Here is a 22452-nt window from a genome sequence, read left to right as displayed (position 1 = left end):
TTCGTTCGTCAAGTTGCTGTTCCGCTGATGAGCCATTTCTTCATCATGTGATGCAGTGGCAATGTTGCGAGGAAAATATTTATTAATACTCAAGTCAAACAGTGATAATGATCGCCGACAAAGTTATCATGCTTAAACTGCTCTACGATCACCACAAGAGCCACACCGTAAACTGAGGGTCAACTATTGCAGCGACAACCTGTTACATCTTCCAGAATTTTGTCGATTGGATATGATCCTGAAAATCGCATGCTGGAAATACAGTTCCGAGAACAAGGGACTTACCAGTATTTGGGTGTCCCCGAGCGCGTTTATCAGAATTTCATATCTGTGGTATCGAAAGGTCGTTTTTTTGATGGCGTCATAAAAGGCAAATTCTTGTGCCGTAAGATTGGCTAGATAAAAAATAATCAATTAAAACAAGTCACAACATCTTCCTGAAACGGTCACTTCGATGATAAGTATGGGCAAAGAAGCCAGCCGTTTCAGAAACCTGTCTGTATTCCCTTCTCGCTATTACCCCATGAAATATCGCCATAAATAGGATATCGGCACCACCAGCAGCAAGGCGGGCAAAAGATTGACCACCGCGAATATTTTTATTTGGGCAATACGCAACCCAACCGCAATCATAATAATCCCTCCGCAAGCTGAAAAATCAGCAAAGGCGATATCATCCATATACGGCATGATGAGTGTAGCGAGCAAAACCAGTGCAATTTGAATCAGTAATTGCGGTATAGCGATAGCAATCAACGCAATACCCAGTGAGATAGAAAATATTAATGCGGTGAAAAAGTCCATCAGCGCTTTGACAAATAACAACTGAAAATCACCCGTTATCCCTTCGGTCAAAGAACCCACAATCCCTAAACCACTCACACAAAACAAGACGATCATGGCTGTGAAGCTTTGCGCAAACTCCTGAGGGGGCAGCGTACTGCGTGAAGGAATGATTCGCTCCAGCAAACCGCGTGTCTTATTTGCCCCCCATTTCACACCTTGCTCCAGAGAGAATAATTCCCCCACAGCCGTTCCGATAATGAGTGCCAAAACAACGGCAGGCATAAAATGCACTTTCACCACCATCACGATACCGATGGCGATCGAGGCTAACGCAAAAGTAGACGGCAACCCTTCTTGCAAGCGTTTTGGAACATGGCGGGCAAGTAAAACGCCCACAATACCGCCCAGAATAATACCGGCGCTGTTAATAAATGGGCCAACCATACCTGACTCCTAATGTCTAAAACACGTTTGTTTTATGGATGATATGTCTGTTTTAGAATTAGGGATTGACGATAATAGCTAAAGACAAACAACGAAATGAGGGCAATTCTATCCATGCGAACGCCCTTTACTATATCTATAACGTCATATCTATAACGTCATATCTATAACGTCCTTGTATTTCATATTAAAGGTTACGTTGTCACGAATCCGAGTTCTTGTGAAATACGTTGCGCCGTCGCCAGAATAGGGTTAATCAGATTTTTAACGCCAACCTGCTGGAGTTTTGCTGTCGGTAGCGAGACAGAGACGGAATAAGGTACGCGTTGCTGGATATCAAATACTGGGGCTGCCACACAAGACACACCCAACTCGTTCTCTTCGCGATCCATAGCGACCCCTGCTTTACGTATATTCGCCAACTCCTCGTACATTTTAGGCAGTTCGGTGATCGTGTTATGGGTCAACGCTTGGATCTCATGCTGATGGCTTTGCCAGTACTCATCGGGATAGTCGCTTTTACCGTAGGCCATAAAAATCTTGCCCATCGCTGAACAATACAAGGGCATATGCTGCCCGATATAAGCACGGGTACGCATCATTCCCGTCGTAGGTTCTAGTTTGTAGATCAGGATAACGTGGTCATCTTCCCGAGTGGAGAAATTGACTGTCTCGCCTAATTCAAGATTGAGTTGTTCTAAATGCGGAGCCGCAACATGAATAATATTCAGTGATGATAAAGCCTTTTGCCCCACAGAGATGAATTTAGTCGTTAACCGATAACTCCCTGGTGAAGGTGCCTGAGTCACATAACCACTGGTATGCAGCCCCTGTAATAAACGGTGAACAGTGCTTTTATTCATCCCCGCGAGCTCAGATAAATGCGCCAATGGACAACCATTAGGGTAATTACTTAGAATCTCAATCAGTTGCAACCCGCGAAACAGGCTTTGACTACCTAATGGCTTATCTTTCTTATCATCGGAGAGTGTAAGGGCCATGGACGATATCCTTATTGTTTAGCGTGAAATGGTACTCCAAAGCGGTGTCATGTGTGAAGCACGAAACTGTGTTTCGCTTTCATTTCAAGTACGTTATTTCGCAACATTTACCCAACATTAGAAGTGCGTAGTTCGTCACACTTCCGCAAACAAATATTTAACTAATTGTTTTTAATGAATAACTAATTATTCACTTCTTTTGCTTTCGCTAACATAACGGCATATGATTTTTGAAATCAGATTTCGCATATTGAAATATAGAGTCTAGTTTACACTCGACACCATTAAATCGCGATGACTGTGAACCAAGGTTTTCGCTGGATAAGGGGCTTCACATTGATGAATACCACCGAACAGGGCCACCCCATTCTCTCGATGCGCCATATCATCAAAGGATTTGGCGGTAATATCGCGGTCAATGATGTCAGCCTTGATGTCATGCCTGGCGAAGTATTGGCTTTACTCGGTGAAAACGGTGCAGGTAAATCCACCTTAATCAAGGTGCTCGCAGGCGTCTACCCACGTGACAGCGGTGAGATTTTATTTCAAGGAAATAACATCCGTTCTGCCGCCGAAATTAAAAGTGATACTCATCAGCCTATCGCTTTTATTCATCAGGATCTCGGGTTGATTGACTGGATGACTGTTGCTGAGAATATGGCGCTTGTGATGGGCTTCCCACGCCGATTAGGCTTAATCAATTGGTCAGCAATTCGCCAGCAAGCCAGCCGTGCATTACAGGATATCGGCATCGATCTTTCCCCCGATGCCCGTGTCTTCGAACTCTCTCGTACAGAAAAGTCACTGTTAGCCATTGCCCGTGCCGTGGCCGTCAATGCGGAAGTGTTAGTGCTGGATGAACCAACGGCTTCACTCCCTGCCAATGATGTCCGACATTTATTTGAAGTCATTAATCGCTTACGAGCAAAGCAAGTCGGCATGATTTACGTGACTCATCGTTTAGATGAAGTGATTGAAATTGCCGATCGCGTTTGTGTAATGCGCGATGGGCGTTACGTTGCAGGGGGACATACTGCAGATTATACATTGCGAGACTTGGTCCAGATGATTGTGGGGGAAGCGATGGGCGATTCTCAGCGCGAACCCTTACCGGTGGCTAACAAACCCGTATTACAACTCAAAAATGTCGTTGTGGGCGAGATTGGCCCCGTCACGTTCAATCTGCAACCGGGTGAGATGCTGGCGTTGGCCGGTTTGCGGGGAGCCGGTCAAGAAGAGTTGGGCCGCCTATTGTTTGGTTTACGCCATTGCGATCATGGCGAAATTATTTTCCGTGATCATCCCTACACGGCTTCTTCACCGCAGGAAGCGATGGACGCAGGTGTCTCATTGGTGGCTGGCGATCGCACGGGCGAAAGCTTAGTGATGTCGATGTCGGTGCGTGAAAATTTATTCATTAATCCAATCGCAAGCGGCCACAAGCTCCTTTCTCGTTATAGCACTCGCCGCGAGGTCGGTGAAAGTTGGTGGAAAGTACAGTTATTCGATGTTCGTCCCAAAGACGTCAATATTGATATCAGCGCCCTTTCCGGCGGTAATCAACAAAAAGTGGTTATGGCTCGCTGGATGCATCTTGGCGCACCCTTACTGATTCTTGAAGATCCCACCGCAGGCGTGGATGTGGGTGCTCGGGCCGAGATTTATCATCTACTCAACAAATCCTTAGCAGAAGGCGTCGCTGTTTTAGTGATTTCCAATGATTTAGAGGAAATCGCGCATATCTGTAACCGAGCATTGGTCTTTAATCGTGGCGAAGTTGTCGGCGAACTGCGTAATGAGCAGGTCTCGTTCGCGAATTTATTGGAGCTGGCATCTGCCAGCACCGGGGAAGCTACACCTGTTTAAAAAAGATATCTGAGCGAGTAATGGCATGACTAATGTCATGGCATTGTAATACCCAGATTCCGGAGAGTGTTATGTCTAAAACATCGATAAAATCGACAGCGCTTGAACAACGCGTCAGCCTCAGTGAGCACGGTTTCGGTGCTTGGGCCATGCAAGGTATGACCCGCTACGGTTTACTGTTGCTGTGCTTCATCTTAGTCTTGGTTTTCTCACTGACCACGCCGTCGTTCGCCTCAATGCTCACATTGCAGGCTATTTTAGCCAGCAAATCAAAAATTGCGTTGCTGGCGCTGGCTGCCACCATTCCCATGATTGTTGGCAAAATCGACTTAAACGTCGGTTTCGGTATCGTGCTCTGGCACATCTTAGCGATCACCCTGCAAGTGCAATATGGCTTTTCATGGCAATTCGCCGTCCTGACTGTGCTCATTCTCTCTGCACTTTATGGGCTTTTAAACGGGATTTTAGTGGCACTAGCCGATATTGACAGCTTTGTTGCCACATTAGGCTCAGGTACGGTGCTCTATGCCCTCGCCCTCTGGCACTCTGGTGGCCGTCAAATCGTTGGGGACTTGCCAGATGCTTTTATTGCCCTACATCACACCGAAATATTCGGTATTCCCATCGTGGCCTTTTATGTCTTGATTATTGCCGTGGTGCTATGGCTTATCACCGAACACACGCCGCTCGGTCGTTGCATGTATGCGGTGGGCGGCAATCCTGCGGCTGCAAGGCTCAATGGGATTTCAGTCAATCGTTTTACTATCGGTGCCTTTGTCGCTTCGAGTGTATTAACTGGCTTCAGTGGCGTACTTATTGCCGCTGAACAAGGGGTTGGTCAGGCCAGTGTCGGAATGGACTATCTGCTACCTGCACTGGTAGGGGCTTTCCTGGGGAGTACCACTATTCGTCCGGGTAGAGTGAATATCTGGGGAACGGTTGTTGGGATTTCGATTCTGGCCATTGGTATTGCCGGCATTCAACAATTTGGCGGCGAATTCTGGGTTGAGCCTCTGTTCAACGGTGCCACACTGCTGCTTTCTATCACATTAGCCGGTTACGCCCAACGGCGCAGATTATTAAATCAAAAAGCCATCAAACCCAGCCAAGTGCAGGGTAATACTAAAAATGTCATCAATTCTTAACCTCACCAAGGAACAGAATATGAAACGTAATTTGATCTTACAGGGCTTACTTTTTACCGGTGTACTTGCCACCACATTACCCAGCTGGGCAGATAGTTATCTTGATGAGGCTAAAGCCGCCGTGAGCAAAGCAACATCCAGTGTCACCGAGTGGGATGGCCCCACTACCGGCCCAGCATTGCAACCGAACAAGCACATTATCTTTATCGCGTCTGACATGAAGAATGGCGGCGTACAAGGAGTACAAGAGGGGTTATCACAAGCCGCTAAAGCTGCGGGCTGGAAACTGGAAACTCTCGATGGCGGCGGCTCGGTAAAAGATCAGCTATCGTCGTTAAATCAAGCCATTGCACAAAAACCAGATGGCATTGTTATCGGTGGCTGGAACCCGAACGTTGCTAAAATCCCGCTCAAAAAAGCGATTGCACAAGGCATTGTGCTAACAGCTTGGCATGCCGTTCCCGAACCGGGGCCAGTACCGAACTACAATATTTTCTACAACGTTACATCCGACTCAAATGATGTGGCCCGTATCGCAGCACTGTATGCCGTAGCGAAATCGGAAGGCCAAGCTAAGGTGCTGATTTTCACTGATTCGCTTTATCAAATCGCCTTAGATAAAGCCAATGTGATGAAGCAGACCATTGAAAAATGTACCGGATGTCAGGTTGTCGAGTTTATCGATACCCCGCTGGCAGACACGGCCAACCGTATGCCAGCAATGACCTTCAGCTTGCTGCAAAAGCACGGTGATAACTTCCAATATGCTTTGGCCATTAACGACCTCTATTTTGACTTTATGGCGCCAGCGCTTAAGACCGCAGGTAAAGGAGGCAAAAATGCGCCGTACAACATTTCAGCGGGTGATGGTTCGATTTCGGCCTATCAGCGTATCCGCTCTGCTGATAGCCAATCTGCCACCGTGCCAGAACCGCTAAAACTCCATGGCTGGCAGTTATTGGATGAATTTAACCGTGCTTTCGCCAAACAACCCCCATCAGGTTATGTAACGCCAGCCCATCTCGTCACCCGCGACAATATCAGCAGTGACGGTGGCGATAAGCAGATGTTTGACCCACAGAATGATTATCAGGGCCACTATAAAGCTATCTGGGGCATCAAGTAGGCCGAGCGTAAATCTTAGGTCGGAGGCAACAACGATGACAAGTTTGATGCTGGCTGAAACGGATATCAGGGAATTATCGGCGGTGTTGGCCGCCGATAGCCAACTGGCGTGCTTATGCTCGCCAGCGATTTGGGCTGAGGGGCCCGTTTGGTTACCACAAGAAAATGCTGTCGTTTTCAGCGATGTAAAAGGCAATCGCATGTTCCGCTGGCACCGCAGTGGTGAGCTAAGCCTTTATCGTTCATCGGCTAATTTTGCTAATGGCAATGCTCGTCTGGCTGATGGGTCGATAGTCAGTTGTGAACACGGCCGACGCGCCATTAGCCGGACTGACCCACAGGGAAATATCACGTTATTGGTCGACCGCATTGACGGCAAACGATTTAATTCACCCAACGATATCGTGGTGAAATCTGACGGCACGTTATGGTTTACCGATCCTCCTTATGGCATTACCGGCGATGATGAGGGGTATAAATCGGAAAGCCAGGTGATTGGCTGTTATCTCTACTGTTTTGATCCAAAAGATAATTCACTGAACATCGCGGCCTGCGACTTGCAGCGGCCCAACGGGTTAGCATTTTCGCCAGATGAACAATTTATGTATGTGGCAGATATGTCTATCGTCGACTTTCCAACACAGGGACGGCGGCAATTACGGCTTTATCCCGTCAAGGATCGGCAATTGGGCGAGGGGCGTTTTTTTGCTGACGTTGCGCCAGGTTTCCCAGATGGTTTCTGTGTCGACCATGCCGGCAATGTGTTTTGCAGTTGCGCCGATGGTGTTTTGGTCTTTACCCCACAGGCCGTGTTGTTAGGCAAAATTCCTGTTCCAGAGCAAGTTTCAAACTGTACCTTTGGCGGGCCAGACGGCGACGAACTCTATATCACCGCGGGAAAGTCGCTCTACCGTATCCGGCTAAATACCTATGGTTAAATACCTATGGCTCATAGAACCCGCTAATTCTTTTCTACGGTGCCGGTTCCGTCCGGCACTTATCAAATACCGCTAGGGAGTGTGTCATGAGAGTGAGCTATCAGCAGTTAAAGGCCGAATTTAAGCGAGTGCTTTTGGCGCGAAAAGTGAATGAAGCAACCGCCGATGCCTGCGCTGAGATGTTCGCGCAAACCACTGAGTACGGTGTTTATTCACATGGAGTCAATCGATTCCCGCGTTTCATTCAACAATTAGAAGCGGGTGACATCGTTCCCGAAGCCATCCCCACCAGAGCTTCTGCCTTTGGTGCCATTGAACAATGGGATGCTCATCAGGCCATCGGCAACCTCACCGCTCGACAGATGATGGACAGAGCCATGGTCTTGGCCGACAAGCAAGGGATTGGCGTAGTGGCGTTGCGTAACGCCAACCATTGGATGCGGGGCGGAGCCTATGGCTGGCAAGCAGCAGAGAAAGGTTATATCGGTATCTGCTGGACAAACGCTATTGCGGTTATGCCACCTTGGGGAGCAAAAGAGTGCCGCATTGGGACGAATCCGTTGATCATCGCGATACCCGGTGAAACCATCACCATGGTGGATATGTCGATGTCGATGTTCTCCTACGGCAGGCTGGAAGTTAACCGGCTAGCAGGCAATACCCTCCCCGTTGATGGCGGCTTCGATAATGATGGCAATCTGACCCGTGACCCCGCCATTATTGAGGAGAATCGCCGTATTCTACCTATGGGCTATTGGAAAGGGTCAGGCTTATCCATCGTGTTAGATATGATGGCTACCCTGCTCTCTGGTGGCCTATCAGTCGCGGAAGTCAGCGAAGATAAGTCAGATGAATTCTGCATTTCACAGGTGTTTATGGCCATTGATGTTGATCGGCTGATTGACGGCAAAACACGCGATGAGAAGCTAAAACGCATTTGTGATTATGTCATCCAAGCTGAGCGCGATAATCCAGAGGTGGCTATTCGTCTACCGGGGCACAAATTCCCACGTATCAAAGCAGAAAATCAGCGCGATGGTATTCCGGTGAATGAAACTGTTTGGGCAAAAATCTTAGCGCTTTAACCGTAAGTTTAATTCTTCGCCATTAGCGTCAAGAACAGGCAATAAAATCACGGCGTCCAGATATATCGATATATCTGGCTACAGCCCCCTATTGGCTAAAAACAGCCAAATATATTAACGATGATTGCCGGAGGCTGAAATGGAATATTGGTTAGGTATCGATTGTGGCGGCACATTTATTAAAGCCGGCTTATATGACAGAGACGGAAATGAATGCGGTATCGCTCGGCAAAATTTAGCCATTATTAGCCCACAACCGGGCTGGGCAGAGCGGGATATGAACGTGCTATGGCATGCCATGACCGACGTCATCCGCCAATTACTTGCCCGTCAGATAACGCCCCCCAGTCATATCCAAGGTCTGGGTATTTCCGCACAAGGTAAGGGTTTGTTTCTGCTTGATAAGCAAGGTAAACCGCTAGGAAACGCCATACTGTCTTCCGACCAGCGCGCGCTGGCCATCGTTAAGCAGTGGCAGCAAGATGGCATACCTCAGATGCTCTATCCTACGACTCGTCAGACACTGTGGACTGGGCATCCTGTCTCATTATTGCGTTGGTTGAAAGTAAACCAAGCTGCCCGATATCAGCAAATTGGCAGTGTCTTGATGGCCCACGATTATCTCCGTTATCGCCTGACTGACCAGTTAGGTTGCGAAGAAACCAATATTTCAGAGTCCAATCTCTATTCAATGGCTGAGGGGGGCTATCAACCTGCGTTAGCCCAATTACTGGGCATCGAAGAAATAGTCAGTGCGCTCCCCCCGATTGTGGGCGCTACAGATATCGTGGGCACCCTAACACAGGCGGCATCCGATGCGACGGGTCTGCCCGTCGGTTTGCCCGTGGTCGGTGGTCTGTTTGATATCGTCTCCACCGCTTTGTGTGCGGGGCTCAAAGATCAAAGCCGCTTAAATGCAGTGATGGGCACTTGGGCGGTGACCTCTGGGATTGCCGACCAGCTTCAATCTGACCTCGAATATCCCTTTGTTTATGGACGTTATGCCGAAACCGGCCAATATATCGTGCATGAAGCGAGCCCGACATCTGCCGCTAATCTGGATTGGTTTATCCAACAATGGTTGGGCACTGAGGCAAGGACAGCCGACTACCGACAAATTAACCAATGGATCGCCGCGTTACCCAAGGTCAGTAGCTCACTATTATTTGTGCCGTTTTTATATGGCTCGAATGCCAAGTTAGGCATGTGCGCCGGATTTTATGGCATGCAGTCCTTCCACCAGCGCCCCCATCTGGCACAGGCCATTTATGAAGGCGTGGTATTTAGCCATATGACCCATCTCAATCGAATGCGAAAACGCTTCCCAGAAGTGTGTGCATTACGTATCACCGGCGGACCCGCTCAATCAGCGCAATGGATGCAAATGTTCTCTGATATTAGTGGGTTACCGGTGGAACTCCCTCAGGTGGAAGAAACCGGCTGCTTGGGCGCGTCACTGGCCGCCATGGTGGGTACAGGGCGCTTTGCTGATTTCAGAGAAGCTCAACAGGCCATCACGCCAAAACTCACCATCATGCCACCTGACCCTCTGGTCACGCAGGCTTACCACGAGAAATATCTGCGCTACCAAGCTCTAGTCGCTGCACTTGGCACCTTGCATTAGCGTTTTACGACTCCGACAAAGCGCCAGCGTTAACATTATTCAGGATAAAGGGATCATGAAAACTCCGCACGCCAGACCTCAATTGCAACTCGCACTGGACCACACAAGCCTTGACGCTGCATTAGCGACCACCGCACAACTGCATCCTCACGTCGATATTATCGAGGCGGGAACCATTTTATGTATCAGCGAAGGGATTCAGGCCGTCAGAGCTCTGCGTAAACTTTACCCGCAGCATACATTGGTTGCCGATCTGAAAGTCGCTGATGCCGGTGCCACATTGGCCCAGCAGGCCTTCTCTGCTGGCGCAAACTGGATGACGGTTATCTGCGCTGCCCCGCTCGCCACCATGGCCACTGCACTTGACGTTGCCGAGCAGTACGGTGGCGACATTCAGATAGAGCTATTCGGTCACTGGACGCTACAAGATGCAAAGAACTGGCGCGACTTGGGCCTTAAACAAGCGATTTATCACCGAGGTCGTGATGCGCAAGCCAGCGGTCAAAACTGGGGTCAGGCCGATTTAGAACGTATGCAAGCCTTATCTGACTTAGGGATTGAGTTATCAGTCACTGGGGGGATCACACCGGCTGATTTACCGTTATTCCATTCCATCGCGGTGCGCGCTTTTATTGTCGGCCGTGCCTTGTCTGAAGCCGAACAACCGGTTGCTGTTGCGACAGCGTTCCATCACGCCATTGATGCTACTTGGGGGAAATAATATGCGCCAACATCCATTAGGCATTTATGAAAAAGCCTTACCTAAGCAGCTCAGTTGGCCGGAGCGCTTAGCCTTAGCGAAAGCCTGCGGCTTCGATTTTGTTGAAATGTCTATTGATGAAACAGACGAAAGACTCTCGCGCTTAAGTTGGAGCAAAGAGCAGCGGCTCTCGTTGGTGGATGCAATGTTGGAAACTGGCATTACCATTCCCTCCATGTGTCTCTCCGCTCATCGCCGTTTCCCCTTTGGCAGCCATGATGAGGCACTGAGAAAACAAGCTTACCAGTTGATGACGCAGGCTATTCAATTGGCGAAAGATGTGGGGATTCGTACCATCCAATTAGCGGGTTACGATGTCTATTATGAAGAGCAAGACGAAGGCACCGTAGGCCGATTTACCGAAGGGCTACAATGGGCAGTACAGCAAGCGGCCGCGGCCCAAGTCATGCTGTCTGTGGAGATAATGGACACGCCCTTTATCAACTCAATCAGCAAATGGAAAGTGTGGGATAGCTGCCTTGCCTCACCTTGGTTTACTGTCTACCCCGATGTGGGCAACCTGAGTGCTTGGGGCAATGATGTCAGTCACGAACTGTCGCTAGGTATTGATCGCATTGCAGCAATCCATTTGAAAGACACTTATCCGGTAACCCACCATTCACCAGGGCAATTCCGTGATGTCCCGTTTGGTGAAGGGTGCGTTGATTTTATCAATGTCTTTAAAACGCTTAAGCAACTGAATTATCGTGGTGCTTTCCTCATAGAGATGTGGACAGAGAAAGCGGATGAACCCGTCGCAGAAATTGTTCAGGCTCGTCGATGGATGGAGCAAAAAATGCGACAAGCTGGGCTCACGACATAATCTTGCTATAGCAACCACTATCACGATGTAAAGATGTTTATTATCACCAACAATGATTTACATTATGATCTATTGCTTTTGAGTTGCGCTGGGTGTATTGCTATTTCTACAGGAAGTGCCCATAATCAATTTCCGTTTCCGTGTAGCAATGGTTACTGGAACGCCGCCCCGATTGTTCACACGATCGGGGCGTTTTATTTGGTCAATACACCGTATTTATTACGCAACATCAGCTCATCCTGCCCCGTCTTTCTTTTACTTTCGCGAGAATTAATTCTCATCCCAAAGCCACTATCGCTAAATACTGAACAATAAAATACTTTACATCCGTTTTTCTTCCGCATTTTGTTGATTATGATTTATTCAGTGGTTAACAAGGGGAGAAAGAGAATGCAGAAAATTAAACGCGATCTGTCAGATCTCGAGCGCTATTTCCGCCAGACAGACCAAAAATGCACGCCGAATACGCCTTGGTTTACTCGCTGGCTGTATATTCCGGTAGAGGAAAGAATGCGGATATTGGATGACTTACTGCGCCCATGTGCGGGCAAATAATAAGTATTACAGCCGCTTTCTAGCCGCACTTTCCGCACTGAAAAACCACAGTTCGGGTAACCGGTTTGGATAAAAGCGAATTTCGTAGGCATCTTTCAACGGCGCTAAACGCCAACGCGGGCGAGCTTGGCGTTTTGGTTTTAGAAAACGAAGACGACCACGAGCACGTGCGGCTTGTGTATCAAGCACCCATGCTGCAGAAGCTGACAAAGGCTGGCGAGTATATTCATCTTCAACGCTAATATCACAAATGCACAAAACGCTATTCCTTACAAAAATTAATGCCGACATGATTATTCTCGATCTGTCACATTGAACCAACTGTTCCCCACAGGAGATTTGATCTATATCACATATCCCCGACGTGCCTGATATCAAGACACCTTCAATCCCACTCATTTATTCAAATTAATCGGGTCTAGCCATTTACCTAACGTATCGCGTAGAGTGGTTAGGCAAGTAATTAGGATGTGTTATTTAAGATAAGTATTTATAACGCGTACTGACCTCTTTACCTGATGCGCGAATAATCGCCTAATAGGCGCTGCTTTCATCGGGTACGTTTGATGTTATTTTCGGAGCAAGACTGATGCAGAGTATTCTCGAATTATTTAAGGCCATAGGCTTAGGCTTGGTATTACTGTTGCCATTGGCAAACCCATTGACAACGGTGGCTCTGCTACTTGGTTTATCCGGCAATATGACTCGTGAGGAGCGCAATCAGCAGTCGAAGATGGCATCCGTTTATGTCTTCTTTATTATGACCATTGCCTACTACGCCGGTCAGGTCGTCATGAATACCTTTGGTATTTCGATTCCCGGTCTGCGAATTGCGGGTGGGTTGATTGTGGCATTTATTGGCTTTCGCATGCTGTTCCCGCAACAATCGGCTGAAGACACGCAGTTAGAAGCCAAATCACAGGATTTGAAGAAACGTAAATCCATCAATATTGCCTTTGTACCATTGGCGATGCCGAGTACCGCAGGGCCAGGGACTATCGCTATGATCATCAGCTCTGCCGCCTCAGTGCAGGGTCATACCCAGTTTAGTCCATGGGTAGTCACTGTCGCGCCAGTGCTGATATTTCTCGCTGTATCCTTAATCCTCTGGGGTTCATTGCTCAGCTCAGGCGCTATCATGCGCTGGGTTGGCAAAGGTGGCATTGAGGCCATTTCACGCTTGATGGGGTTCTTGCTGGTGTGCATGGGGGTACAATTTATTATCAATGGCGTACTGGATATTATTGCCAACTACCATCCAGTCATTGCATAACGAATAGAAAGAAAGATTGAACAGTTAAAGTGAAACGCTAGCCGATGTTGATACTGCGAGATGTTGAGAAGGATATGAGTAACAGCATCCATAAACGACATCGGTTAGCGTTTTAATATTATTCTGACATCGCCCGGTAAGCGGTATCAACTTTCCACAAATAACGTGGTGCTTGCGCGGCCGGATGCTTCTTTTGTATATGCTGATAAAATTCGTTGGGACTGAGACTATTAATTTTATTCACTGCCAGACGTTTATCTGATGAGAAAGTCCGCAACATAGCACCCGCACCATTGGCATAAGAAACGATAGTGGCATAACGCAACGTTTGCGGATCATTTATCCCCGCCAACTGTTGGTTTTGCAAAATATTGATATAAGCCGCACCGATATCAATATTCTTCACTGGATCTTTTAATTCGCCTGAGCTTGGCTGCCCATTGCGCCCTTTCATCCGGTACGCATCACGACCCGCAGTCGACGCTTTAATTTGCATCAAACCCACGGCATTAGACGTACTCACGACATCTGGGTTATAACCAGACTCCACCTGAATAATGGCCTTAATTAAGGTTTCATCAACGCCATAATGGCTGGCAGCTTGTTTAATGACATCGCTATAGGCAACTGTCGTTGAACCGGCGCTGCTTTTCGGCGCGTTAAGAAAACCACTCTGGGGTGCTTTCTTGAGCCACCCGTTACTTGCTTGCGGTGGCGGAGTTTGTTTCGCACACCCCGCCAGCAATAAAATTGCCATTAGGCAACCGACTTTTGGATTCACAGTATTCCCCGTGCTGATAAGCCGTTTTGTAGCATATACAAGTTGTCATCGCCTCCAAATAGATTTTTTGGGCTAGTTTGACCATTATCAACATAATGATCAGGCTATATTCGGTAACTATCCGTAAGTTTTAGTTTATTGTATGGCAAGGCTTGACTTGATCGTCAATGATATTGATAATCATTTTCATTTAAAGAAAGGGAACATCGCCATGTTTACTAAGAAAAAAATGCCCTACCTGCACTCCATCGACACTACCACACCACGTTTTTTACGTGCTATGGCCTTATTTGTTCTTGTTGCATTTTCATCGCTAATCAGTGCCTCGGCCTTAGCAGAAAATAAGTCCAGTGACCCTGATAAAAAATTCAAAATTGTGACGACCTTCACAATCATTCAGGATATCGCGCAAAATGTCGCCGGTGATGCTGCCGTGGTTGAATCGATCACTAAACCTGGGGCAGAGATTCATGATTATCAGCCTACGCCGCGGGATATCGTTAAAGCGCAATCAGCAGATTTGATTTTATGGAATGGTATGAATCTGGAGCGGTGGTTTGAGCGCTTCTTCGAGAACATCAAAGATGTGCCATCCGTTGTCGTCACAGATGGCATTACGCCGTTACCTATCCGTGAAGGGCCATATAAAGGTATCCCTAATCCACATGCCTGGATGTCTCCCTCAAATGCACTCATCTATATCGAAAATATTCGTAAGGCACTGGTTGAACACGATCCAGCCCATGCTGAAACCTATAATCGCAATGCTAAAGCTTACGCAGAAAAAATTGCCGCACTGGACGCGCCATTACGTGAACGCCTCGCTCGCATCCCCGCTGAACAGCGTTGGCTGGTCACCAGTGAAGGGGCATTTAGCTATTTAGCCAAAGATTACGGTTTCAAAGAAGTGTATTTGTGGCCAATTAACGCGGAAGAACAAGGCTCCCCACAGCAAGTGCGTCATGTCATTGATACTATGCGCGCCAATAAAATCCCCGTGATATTCAGCGAAAGTACCATTTCGGATAAACCGGCTAAACAAGTAAGCAAAGAAACCGGTGCGCAATATGGTGGGGTGTTATATGTTGATTCTCTCTCCAATGAGAAAGGTCCGGTCCCGACATATATCGACCTGATTAACACCACGGTACAAACTATCGCGAAAGGATTTGGTCAATGAATCAAGCTGTTTTTGTCCGCCCTGAGCTAATAGTAGATGATGTCACTGTCACCTATAACAATGGGCATACTGCCATTTATGACGCCAGTTTTTCCCTGACTGGCGGGACGATCTGTGCGTTAGTTGGCGTCAATGGCAGTGGTAAATCGACGCTGTTCAAAAGCATTATGGGGCTCGTGAAACCCAGCGTCGGTAAAGTAGAATTGAGTCACAAACCCATCAGCCATGCGTTGAAGCAAAACACTATCGCCTATGTACCGCAAACCGAAGATGTAGACTGGAACTTCCCCGTACTAGTTGAAGATGTCGTCATGATGGGCCGCTACGGCAAAATGAATTTTCTGCGTATTCCGAGCCGTGAAGATAAGTCTATCGTTGATAAAGCCATTGAACGGGTGGGATTAACAGCGTTACGGTCACGGCAAATTGGCGAGCTTTCTGGCGGGCAAAAAAAGCGGGTGTTCTTGGCTCGAGCATTGGCCCAGCAAGGTTCAGTATTGCTGCTGGATGAGCCTTTTACGGGTGTTGACGTCAAAACAGAAAATGCCATCATTGATTTGTTACGCGCATTACGTGATGAAGGCCACTTGATTTTGGTATCTACCCATAACCTCGGCAGCGTGCCGGAGTTTTGTGACCATGTGATTTTGATCAATCAGACTGTGTTGGCGGCTGGCCCGACAGAAACGACCTTCACGCAGAAAAATCTCGAAATGACATTTGGTGGTGTCTTACGTCATATCAACCTGTCAGGCAGTACATTGCATGATGACAATGACCCTCGTACCGTCACCGTCATCACCGATGATGAACGCCCTGCCGTGTTTTATGGCCATACCAAAAATGATCCTCCTGCGCAGAGTCAGTCGAAAGAGGATACTCCCTGATGCTGGAACTTTTACTGCAACCTTTTAACTATAATTATATGGTGAAGGCGATCTGGGTCAGTGCGATTGTCGGCGCGGTTTGCGCATTCTTGTCGGCTTATCTGATGCTGAAAGGCTGGTCACTGATGGGTGATGCCCTCTCACACTCTGTCGTTCCTGGTGTGGCGGGTGCTTATGCTCTCGGGTTGCCTTATGCTGCTGGCGCATTCTTTACCGGCATGCTTGCAGCATTGGCGATGACATTGGTGCGGCACATCACCCGGCTACGTGAAGATGCGATCATCGGTTTTATCTTCTCAACGTTCTTTGCCGTGGGGCTATTAATCGTTTCGCTCAACCCGACGTCAGTCAATGTGCAGTCAATTATTTTCGGTAATATTTTGGGAATAGCTGACGAAGATGTCTTGCAGGTCGAAATCATCATCTTGGTGTCCTTCGTGATTTTATGCCTGATCTGGAAGGACTTGCTGGCGGTATTTTTCGATGAAAGCCATGCGTTGTCCATCGGGTTATCACCTCTGCGCTTGAAGATTCTGTTTTTTACCCTGCTCAGTGCCTGCACAGTCGCGGCATTACAGACCGTTGGCGCAATTCTAGTTATCGCCATGGTTGTCACGCCGGGAGCTACCGCCTATTTACTCACTGACCGCTTTGGTCGCTTACTGATCATCGCAATTGCCATTGGTGCCATCACCAGTGCCGTGGGTGCCTATCTTAGTTTCTATCTGGATGGCGCTACCGGTGGGGTCATTGTGACCTTGCAAACATTGGTATTCTTGTTTGCCTTTGTCTTTGCTCCCAAACATGGGTTGGTAGCAACCCGCTTCCGGACTCGCCAAAAACGTCGTCATTCGCTACAACAGCGGCCGGAGGACAACGTATGAATACATTGTTCAGTCTGATCAGTGATCCTTTCGCGTATCCATTTATGCAGCGGGCAATCGTCGCCGCAATTATTACCGGTGTCGTATGTGCGGTCTTGTCATGCTATTTGGTACTAAAAGGCTGGTCATTGATGGGAGATGCCATCTCTCACGCCGTATTACCGGGGATCGTACTGGCCTTTTGGCTTGGTATTCCGCTCGTTATCGGTGCGTTTGTCTCAGGCATTTTTTGTGCTGTCGCGACGGGCTATTTAAAAGAAAATAGCCGAGTCAAAGAAGATACCGTCATGGGGATTGTCTTCTCAGGCATGTTTGCCTTTGGCATAGTGCTGTTCTCCCGCATGGATACAGACCAGCACCTTAGCCATATTTTATTCGGTAATATGCTCGGTATTTCATTGGCAGAATTGAAGCAGACCTTGTGGATTGCCGGTTTCACCCTGCTCGTGGTGCTCCTAAAACGTAAAGACTTCATGCTTTACTGTTTTGACCCAAATCATGCGCGAGTCATTGGGCTACCCGTCAAGTTTCTGCACTATGGGTTACTTTGCTTGCTGGCATTAACAATTGTGGCATCGCTGCAGGCTGTTGGGGTTATTTTGGTGATCGCTATGCTAATCGCCCCAGGTATTATCGCCTTTATGATTTGTCGCAGTTTTGACAGGATGTTGATTGTCGCTACATTAGTGTCTGTTGTCTCCTGCGTATTAGGAACGCTGATCAGTTTCCATATTGATGGTGCAACTGGCCCCTGTATTGTCATTATTCAGGCATTATTTTTTGTGGTCGCGCTCATATATAGCCATTTCAAACCCGTGCAAGGCCGTCAAATACCGCAGCAGAATAAGCCAGATAGTGCCGAAAACGCGCCAAAAGGTAACCTGCTATAATCAATTAAGACTTTACCGTTAAGCCGTAATATTTACGGCTTATTTGTTAGCAGTCGCGATTTGTCTCGCCTATTTTTGCCGTGATCCTTTTGTCGTCAACGTGGCATTTATCAACTCGAAAAATAATATGTCACTTATCGGCCAGAATCAGTCTTTTGTTTGATCCGACGTAGATATTGCTGTGTGTTAGCGCTTGTTTTTTACACAGAAAAAAAGCTAACCTAATTATATCTACCCAAAGTCATGTGCGTTGCAGGTCAGCGGAAATTAAACGCTGCTAACGGCCTGTAATTCAGTTCGAAAGAATATAACTGGCAAGCTGATAGGGGGTGAATCATGTGGCAAGCAGTCAAGCGTCTGTTAGGTGAATACCTAGGCCCTGCTGAAATTCGGGAAAGAACCGAATTACCGGGCGGAGATATTCATGAAGCGTGGCGCCTCAGTTATGGCGAAACCGAGGTTTTCGTGAAATGCAATGCCCGTGAGATGCTGCCTATATTTACGGCTGAGGCTGATCAACTCTCATTATTAGCGCGCAGTAAAACGGTCCAAGTACCTGAAGTTTATGGTGTGGGTAGCGATCGTGATTATAGCTTCCTGCTACTCGAATATATTCCCCTGAAGCCCCTCGATGCCCATAATGCTTATTGTCTTGGTCAACAATTGGCGCATTTGCATCAATGGAGTGAGCAACTGCAATTTGGGCTAGATTTTGATAATGACTTAGCCACCACGCCACAACCTAATAGTTGGCAACGACGTTGGGCGCAATTCTTTTCTGAACAGCGTATCGGTTGGCAACTGCAATTAGCCGCTGAGAAGGGGATGTCTTTTGGCGATATTGATCAGATAACAGCACTTGTGCAGGAACGTTTACTGGGGCATCAACCGCAACCTTCATTACTACATGGCGATTTATGGCCCGCCAACTGCGCAGCCAGTGCTAATGGACCTGTCATTTTTGATCCCGCCTGTTATTGGGGTGATAGAGAGTGTGACCTTGCCATGTTGCCGCTCTGCCCTAACCTACCCGCTCAGATTTATGATGGCTACCAGAGTATTTGGCCACTGCCGACCGACTTCATTGAGCGGCAGCCCATTTATCAACTCTATTACTTATTGAATCGTAGCAATCTATTTGGCGGTCAACACTGGCTTAGTGCGCAAAAAGCCGTAGAGCAATTGCTGCATCCAGAGCGGTTCTAGCGCTGCAAACCACCGATACGGCAGTGACTGATTCAAGCAATTAACAAAACACCCCAAAAGTTGGCAATTCAACGAGTCGGGGTGCTTTTTTCTAGTTTATTTCGCTAGACCAAGTTTATTGCGTTAGACCAAGCATCCATGAGACCAAGAGAACTCGACTTTAGCCCTGAGCCATCAATCCCAGTAATTTGACAACAAAATAAGCCACGACACCGATAACAATCGGTAGGATATAAAGGGTAAAGAACTGCAAGAAAATAGTGTGATGTGGTAGCACGATTTTCTCTTCTAATTGCTCGCGACTGCGCCCTTCACTGCCTTTAGCCTGCTCTAAAATCATCTGGTCTTCAATGCCTTCTCTGATATGCCGAACTTGTCGCGACATTCGGGCACCTGATGCCTGTAACGATAACCCGACAAAAATCAACATATAAATGATAAAGAACATAATGTTAGCAGCGGAAAGACCTTGTTCGAAGTCAGGTACAGGTGAGTTGAACCAGAAAATATCCAAAAAAGTGGTATTAAAGCGAATCATGTCAGTCATCACGTGGATAAAATCCATCATAACTGCATTAATGCCAGTACTCTTTTGGCTATATTGATAGGCAAAATTGATAATGGATATCAATGTTGACAGCAGTGCTGGAATAAAAACGAGCCACCCTGCAATCCGTTTGATCACAGCGACACGCCCAGCCTGTTGATAGGTCATGACTTCTCCTTGCAAATACCACAACTTATGTTGTCTTAGTTTACCTGCTACATTCACTCTTTGTGCAAAATTTTTGTTGTGAGCTGCTAGGTTAATTCAAATTCATGCAAGGTTCTGTAGGCGCAAGATGATGTTGTTAATGATAAGGTATTCAGCAAGTGGACAATAACCAACAGGAGTGATGAATAATGGCGACCCCTCATCCAATTAAAGCCGCAATTTTCGATATGGACGGCTTATTGATTGATTCGGAACCTTTATGGCTACAAGCTGAACTTGACGTTTTCACTGCGCTGGGGCTGGATACGTCCTCTCGGGACACATTACCCGATACGCTCGGTTTACGTATCGATTTAGTGGTGAAACTTTGGTTCCAAACCATGCCGTGGCAAGGGCCAAGTCAGGCTGAAGTCTGCAAACGTATTATTGCGCGCGCCATTGATTTGGTGGAAGAAACGCATCCCGTGTTACCAGGCGTGGAATATGCTTTAGACCTTTGCCGCCAGCAAGGGCTTAAAATTGGTTTGGCATCGGCATCACCATTACATATGCAAAAACGCGTTCTGGCGATGCTGGGTGTAGAGCACTATTTCGACTGTTTAGTCTCTGCTGAATACCTGCCCTACAGCAAACCCCATCCGGAAGTGTATCTGAATGCCGCCGCCGATCTGGGTGTTGACCCAATGCAATGCGTCACACTAGAGGATTCAGTCAATGGCATGATTGCGACGAAAGCAGCACGCATGCGCTCAATTGTGATTCCATCACAAGAATACCGCTCAGATCCACGCTGGGTATTGGCCGATATTCAATTGGAGTCATTAGAGCAATTGAGAAAGGAAGATATTTCGTAACTCAGTATTGATACTTTCTAAGCGATAAGGGGCGGTTACGCCGATGACACAGCCGCCCAAATCGATTTTAGAGGAAATCATCCCGTTTAGGCGTAAAGGTGTCGATTAAAATACTGTTATCTTCCAGTGACACGGCGCCGTGCATCTCGTTCTTCACTGCCCGATACGCATCCCCTGCTTTTAATATGCGCTTCTGCCCTTCAATTTCGACTTCAAAACTACCTGCTGCAACATAGGCAATTTGGTCATGAATATCATGCTTGTGCGCGGTGCCAATGGCCCCTTTATCAAAGTGAACGCAGACCATCATCAGCTCATCGCTCCAGGTCATAACTTTGCGCTTTATGCCATTGCCTAACTCTTCCCATGGCGTTTCGTCATTAATAAAGAACATCTTCATTGTTTCTCCTCATTATTATGCAGAATAGATTCGATGCAGCGTCGTCACAGTTTTTCGCTGGATTCGGCTCATTCTACGGGCAATCCTCACCGTTTTACCATTATTAATCCAAAAATCATGATGTCCCTCAAAAAATAATAAAACATCATTTCATTTTTATTGAATTAACTTCCCGCAAATACTATCATCATCACATCAAAAGAAACACTCGGTCAGAAGTCAGACCCTGCGCAGGTTGTCAGTCTACAATTTCAACTTCATGTGCAATCTCTCATTCTGCCGCGTTATCTGGCTTGGGTTATGCCCATTAAAGATGCTGTTCTGAAAGAAAGGCTTTACCAACCAAAGCCGTCCTTTGGGCGGTTTTCTCCCTAATATAAAAATCGCGGAAACCATTGCCCGCTTTGAGAGAGACGTTAGCTATGATTTTAGATTCCTTTGAATTGAAAGGTAAAATTGCACTGGTTACTGGCTGTGATACAGGTTTGGGCCAAGGTATGGCGATCGGTTTAGCCGAAGCTGGCTGTGATATCGTGGGTATCAACATTGTTGAACCAAAAGAAACGATTGAAAAAGTCACTGCATTGGGCCGCCGCTTTTTAAGCCTGACGGCTGACTTGAGCAAGATTGATGGCATCCCTGCTCTGTTAGAGCGTGCTGTCGCTGAATTTGGCCAAATCGATATTTTGGTCAATAACGCCGGTATTATCCGCCGCGAAGATGCGATCAACTTCAGCGAAAAAGACTGGGATGATGTGATGAACGTTAACATTAAAACGGTGTTCTTCATGTCTCAGGCTGTTGCCAAGCAATTCATCAAACAGGGTCATGGCGGCAAAATCATCAACGTTGCATCTATGTTGTCTTATCAAGGTGGCATCCGTGTACCATCTTATACCGCATCGAAAAGCGCAGTGATGGGTGTCACCCGTCTGTTAGCTAACGAATGGGCAAAACATGGTATCAACGTGAACGCTGTTGCTCCGGGTTATATGGCGACAAACAATACTCAGCAGTTACGTAAAGATGAAGAGCGTAGCAAAGAGATCCTTGACCGTATCCCTGCTGGCCGTTGGGGCTTGCCAGATGACTTGAAAGGCCCAGTGGTCTTCTTGGCATCCAAAGCTTCAGACTATATCAGCGGCTACACTATCGCAGTAGATGGTGGTTGGTTAGCTCGCTAATTTGTCAATCATGGCTAATTTGAGTTAAGGGTTATTTTCTTGGCAG

The 22452-nt window shown here is 47.3% G+C and carries 24 protein-coding genes; 18 read left to right on the top strand and 6 right to left on the bottom strand.

Annotation, left to right across the window (positions count from 1 at the left end):
• The first annotated feature begins 186 nt into the window (after nucleotides 1-186).
• The gene (locus DA391_RS10490; protein ID WP_042806407.1) at nucleotides 187-399 is read left to right on the top strand and encodes a KTSC domain-containing protein; all 213 of its coding nucleotides are present in this window, start codon (nucleotides 187-189) and stop codon (nucleotides 397-399) included.
• A gap of 117 nt (nucleotides 400-516) precedes the next feature.
• Here DA391_RS10490 and DA391_RS10485 read toward each other — a convergent pair whose 3' ends face one another.
• On the bottom strand, nucleotides 517-1230 hold the full coding sequence (locus DA391_RS10485; RefSeq protein ID WP_050080649.1) for a DUF554 domain-containing protein: 714 nt from the start codon (nucleotides 1228-1230) through the stop codon (nucleotides 517-519).
• Between the two features lie 194 nt (nucleotides 1231-1424).
• Nucleotides 1425-2231, bottom strand: coding sequence for an IclR family transcriptional regulator (locus DA391_RS10480; protein WP_088130064.1), 807 nt, complete (start codon nucleotides 2229-2231; stop codon nucleotides 1425-1427).
• 339 nt (nucleotides 2232-2570) lie between these two features.
• Here DA391_RS10480 and DA391_RS10475 point away from each other — a divergent pair, with 339 nt between their 5' ends.
• From DA391_RS10475 to DA391_RS24340, 9 genes are all read left to right on the top strand, one after another.
• Nucleotides 2571-4097: a sugar ABC transporter ATP-binding protein gene (locus DA391_RS10475; protein WP_057644456.1), complete on the top strand. Its 1527-nt coding sequence runs from the start codon at nucleotides 2571-2573 to the stop codon at nucleotides 4095-4097.
• A gap of 71 nt (nucleotides 4098-4168) precedes the next feature.
• The gene (locus tag DA391_RS10470; RefSeq protein ID WP_057644453.1) at nucleotides 4169-5242 is read left to right on the top strand and encodes an ABC transporter permease; all 1074 of its coding nucleotides are present in this window, start codon (nucleotides 4169-4171) and stop codon (nucleotides 5240-5242) included.
• 19 nt (nucleotides 5243-5261) lie between these two features.
• A complete protein-coding gene (locus DA391_RS10465) occupies nucleotides 5262-6368 on the top strand; it encodes an ABC transporter substrate-binding protein (protein WP_050873193.1) in 1107 nt (368 codons plus the stop codon).
• A 46-nt stretch (nucleotides 6369-6414) separates the two neighbouring features.
• Nucleotides 6415-7305 (top strand): SMP-30/gluconolactonase/LRE family protein, encoded by an 891-nt coding sequence (locus tag DA391_RS10460; RefSeq protein ID WP_050285800.1) that lies wholly within the window; start codon nucleotides 6415-6417, stop codon nucleotides 7303-7305.
• Nucleotides 7306-7391: 86 nt separating this feature from the next.
• Nucleotides 7392-8390, top strand: coding sequence for a 3-dehydro-L-gulonate 2-dehydrogenase (gene yiaK / locus DA391_RS10455; RefSeq protein ID WP_108087684.1), 999 nt, complete (start codon nucleotides 7392-7394; stop codon nucleotides 8388-8390).
• Between the two features lie 139 nt (nucleotides 8391-8529).
• Complete coding sequence (locus DA391_RS10450) at nucleotides 8530-10014, top strand: FGGY-family carbohydrate kinase (RefSeq protein ID WP_108087683.1); 1485 nt, start codon at nucleotides 8530-8532, stop codon at nucleotides 10012-10014.
• A gap of 55 nt (nucleotides 10015-10069) precedes the next feature.
• Nucleotides 10070-10735 (top strand): 3-keto-L-gulonate-6-phosphate decarboxylase UlaD, encoded by a 666-nt coding sequence (ulaD, locus tag DA391_RS10445; RefSeq protein WP_108087682.1) that lies wholly within the window; start codon nucleotides 10070-10072, stop codon nucleotides 10733-10735.
• Between the two features lies 1 nt (nucleotide 10736).
• Nucleotides 10737-11597 carry an L-ribulose-5-phosphate 3-epimerase gene (locus DA391_RS10440; protein ID WP_050080639.1) on the top strand — a complete coding sequence of 287 codons (861 nt, stop codon included), beginning with the start codon at nucleotides 10737-10739 and terminating at the stop codon, nucleotides 11595-11597.
• Between the two features lie 390 nt (nucleotides 11598-11987).
• Nucleotides 11988-12152 (top strand): hypothetical protein, encoded by a 165-nt coding sequence (locus DA391_RS24340; RefSeq protein ID WP_167398169.1) that lies wholly within the window; start codon nucleotides 11988-11990, stop codon nucleotides 12150-12152.
• Nucleotides 12153-12158: 6 nt separating this feature from the next.
• On the opposite strand, the gene DA391_RS10430 is transcribed toward DA391_RS24340, so the two are convergent.
• Nucleotides 12159-12410: a hypothetical protein gene (locus DA391_RS10430; RefSeq protein WP_050080638.1), complete on the bottom strand. Its 252-nt coding sequence runs from the start codon at nucleotides 12408-12410 to the stop codon at nucleotides 12159-12161.
• A 331-nt stretch (nucleotides 12411-12741) separates the two neighbouring features.
• Between DA391_RS10430 and DA391_RS10425 the strand changes: the two genes are divergently transcribed.
• Nucleotides 12742-13425 (top strand): MarC family NAAT transporter, encoded by a 684-nt coding sequence (locus DA391_RS10425; protein WP_050080637.1) that lies wholly within the window; start codon nucleotides 12742-12744, stop codon nucleotides 13423-13425.
• Between the two features lie 118 nt (nucleotides 13426-13543).
• Here the strand turns inward: DA391_RS10425 and DA391_RS10420 are convergent, their stop codons facing one another.
• Complete coding sequence (locus DA391_RS10420) at nucleotides 13544-14206, bottom strand: transglycosylase SLT domain-containing protein (RefSeq protein WP_050080635.1); 663 nt, start codon at nucleotides 14204-14206, stop codon at nucleotides 13544-13546.
• A 211-nt stretch (nucleotides 14207-14417) separates the two neighbouring features.
• Here DA391_RS10420 and yfeA point away from each other — a divergent pair, with 211 nt between their 5' ends.
• The 5 genes from yfeA to DA391_RS10395 all read left to right on the top strand — a co-directional run bounded on the left by yfeA (nucleotide 14418) and on the right by DA391_RS10395 (nucleotide 19253).
• A complete protein-coding gene (gene yfeA / locus DA391_RS10415) occupies nucleotides 14418-15386 on the top strand; it encodes an iron/manganese ABC transporter substrate-binding protein YfeA (RefSeq protein ID WP_050080634.1) in 969 nt (322 codons plus the stop codon).
• Nucleotides 15383-16273: an iron/manganese ABC transporter ATP-binding protein YfeB gene (gene yfeB, locus DA391_RS10410; RefSeq protein ID WP_050080633.1), complete on the top strand. Its 891-nt coding sequence runs from the start codon at nucleotides 15383-15385 to the stop codon at nucleotides 16271-16273. The genes yfeA and yfeB overlap by 4 nt, the downstream gene beginning before the upstream one ends.
• A complete protein-coding gene (yfeC, locus tag DA391_RS10405; protein ID WP_050080632.1) occupies nucleotides 16273-17157 on the top strand; it encodes an iron/manganese ABC transporter permease subunit YfeC in 885 nt (294 codons plus the stop codon). The genes yfeB and yfeC overlap by 1 nt, the downstream gene beginning before the upstream one ends.
• Nucleotides 17154-18047 (top strand): iron/manganese ABC transporter permease subunit YfeD, encoded by an 894-nt coding sequence (yfeD, locus tag DA391_RS10400; protein WP_050080631.1) that lies wholly within the window; start codon nucleotides 17154-17156, stop codon nucleotides 18045-18047. Before yfeC ends, yfeD begins: the two co-directional genes overlap by 4 nt.
• Before the next feature lie 336 nt (nucleotides 18048-18383).
• Complete coding sequence (locus tag DA391_RS10395) at nucleotides 18384-19253, top strand: fructosamine kinase family protein (protein ID WP_019210187.1); 870 nt, start codon at nucleotides 18384-18386, stop codon at nucleotides 19251-19253.
• 160 nt (nucleotides 19254-19413) lie between these two features.
• Here DA391_RS10395 and DA391_RS10390 read toward each other — a convergent pair whose 3' ends face one another.
• Nucleotides 19414-19968 (bottom strand): YniB family protein, encoded by a 555-nt coding sequence (locus DA391_RS10390; protein WP_050080629.1) that lies wholly within the window; start codon nucleotides 19966-19968, stop codon nucleotides 19414-19416.
• Nucleotides 19969-20156: 188 nt separating this feature from the next.
• Here DA391_RS10390 and hxpB point away from each other — a divergent pair, with 188 nt between their 5' ends.
• Nucleotides 20157-20822 carry a hexitol phosphatase HxpB gene (gene hxpB, locus DA391_RS10385; RefSeq protein WP_050080627.1) on the top strand — a complete coding sequence of 222 codons (666 nt, stop codon included), beginning with the start codon at nucleotides 20157-20159 and terminating at the stop codon, nucleotides 20820-20822.
• A gap of 67 nt (nucleotides 20823-20889) precedes the next feature.
• Here hxpB and DA391_RS10380 read toward each other — a convergent pair whose 3' ends face one another.
• Entirely contained in the window at nucleotides 20890-21222 is a 333-nt protein-coding gene (locus DA391_RS10380; protein ID WP_019210190.1) for a cupin domain-containing protein, read from the bottom strand.
• Nucleotides 21223-21644: 422 nt separating this feature from the next.
• On the opposite strand from DA391_RS10380, the gene kduD reads away from it, so the two are divergent.
• Nucleotides 21645-22406 (top strand): 2-dehydro-3-deoxy-D-gluconate 5-dehydrogenase KduD, encoded by a 762-nt coding sequence (gene kduD / locus DA391_RS10375; protein ID WP_004875262.1) that lies wholly within the window; start codon nucleotides 21645-21647, stop codon nucleotides 22404-22406.
• Nucleotides 22407-22452: the final 46 nt, after the last annotated feature.

The sequence above is a fragment of the Yersinia massiliensis genome (assembly GCF_003048255.1).
GTDB lineage: Bacteria > Pseudomonadota > Gammaproteobacteria > Enterobacterales > Enterobacteriaceae > Yersinia > Yersinia massiliensis_A.
This window is presented reverse-complemented; position numbering and strand designations above follow the sequence as displayed.

Coding starts and splice junctions, on each gene's coding strand:
- DA391_RS10485 (WP_050080649.1), bottom strand. CDS start 1,230: ATGGTTGGCCCATTTATTAACAGCGCCGGTATTATTCTGGGCGGTATT.
- DA391_RS10480 (WP_088130064.1), bottom strand. CDS start 2,231: ATGGCCCTTACACTCTCCGATGATAAGAAAGATAAGCCATTAGGTAGT.
- DA391_RS10475 (WP_057644456.1), top strand. CDS start 2,571: ATGAATACCACCGAACAGGGCCACCCCATTCTCTCGATGCGCCATATC.
- DA391_RS10470 (WP_057644453.1), top strand. CDS start 4,169: ATGTCTAAAACATCGATAAAATCGACAGCGCTTGAACAACGCGTCAGC.
- DA391_RS10465 (WP_050873193.1), top strand. CDS start 5,262: ATGAAACGTAATTTGATCTTACAGGGCTTACTTTTTACCGGTGTACTT.
- DA391_RS10460 (WP_050285800.1), top strand. CDS start 6,415: ATGCTGGCTGAAACGGATATCAGGGAATTATCGGCGGTGTTGGCCGCC.
- yiaK (WP_108087684.1), top strand. CDS start 7,392: ATGAGAGTGAGCTATCAGCAGTTAAAGGCCGAATTTAAGCGAGTGCTT.
- DA391_RS10450 (WP_108087683.1), top strand. CDS start 8,530: ATGGAATATTGGTTAGGTATCGATTGTGGCGGCACATTTATTAAAGCC.
- ulaD (WP_108087682.1), top strand. CDS start 10,070: ATGAAAACTCCGCACGCCAGACCTCAATTGCAACTCGCACTGGACCAC.
- DA391_RS10440 (WP_050080639.1), top strand. CDS start 10,737: ATGCGCCAACATCCATTAGGCATTTATGAAAAAGCCTTACCTAAGCAG.
- DA391_RS24340 (WP_167398169.1), top strand. CDS start 11,988: ATGCAGAAAATTAAACGCGATCTGTCAGATCTCGAGCGCTATTTCCGC.
- DA391_RS10425 (WP_050080637.1), top strand. CDS start 12,742: ATGCAGAGTATTCTCGAATTATTTAAGGCCATAGGCTTAGGCTTGGTA.
- yfeA (WP_050080634.1), top strand. CDS start 14,418: ATGTTTACTAAGAAAAAAATGCCCTACCTGCACTCCATCGACACTACC.
- yfeB (WP_050080633.1), top strand. CDS start 15,383: ATGAATCAAGCTGTTTTTGTCCGCCCTGAGCTAATAGTAGATGATGTC.
- yfeC (WP_050080632.1), top strand. CDS start 16,273: ATGCTGGAACTTTTACTGCAACCTTTTAACTATAATTATATGGTGAAG.
- yfeD (WP_050080631.1), top strand. CDS start 17,154: ATGAATACATTGTTCAGTCTGATCAGTGATCCTTTCGCGTATCCATTT.
- DA391_RS10395 (WP_019210187.1), top strand. CDS start 18,384: ATGTGGCAAGCAGTCAAGCGTCTGTTAGGTGAATACCTAGGCCCTGCT.
- DA391_RS10390 (WP_050080629.1), bottom strand. CDS start 19,968: ATGACCTATCAACAGGCTGGGCGTGTCGCTGTGATCAAACGGATTGCA.
- hxpB (WP_050080627.1), top strand. CDS start 20,157: ATGGCGACCCCTCATCCAATTAAAGCCGCAATTTTCGATATGGACGGC.
- DA391_RS10380 (WP_019210190.1), bottom strand. CDS start 21,222: ATGAAGATGTTCTTTATTAATGACGAAACGCCATGGGAAGAGTTAGGC.
- kduD (WP_004875262.1), top strand. CDS start 21,645: ATGATTTTAGATTCCTTTGAATTGAAAGGTAAAATTGCACTGGTTACT.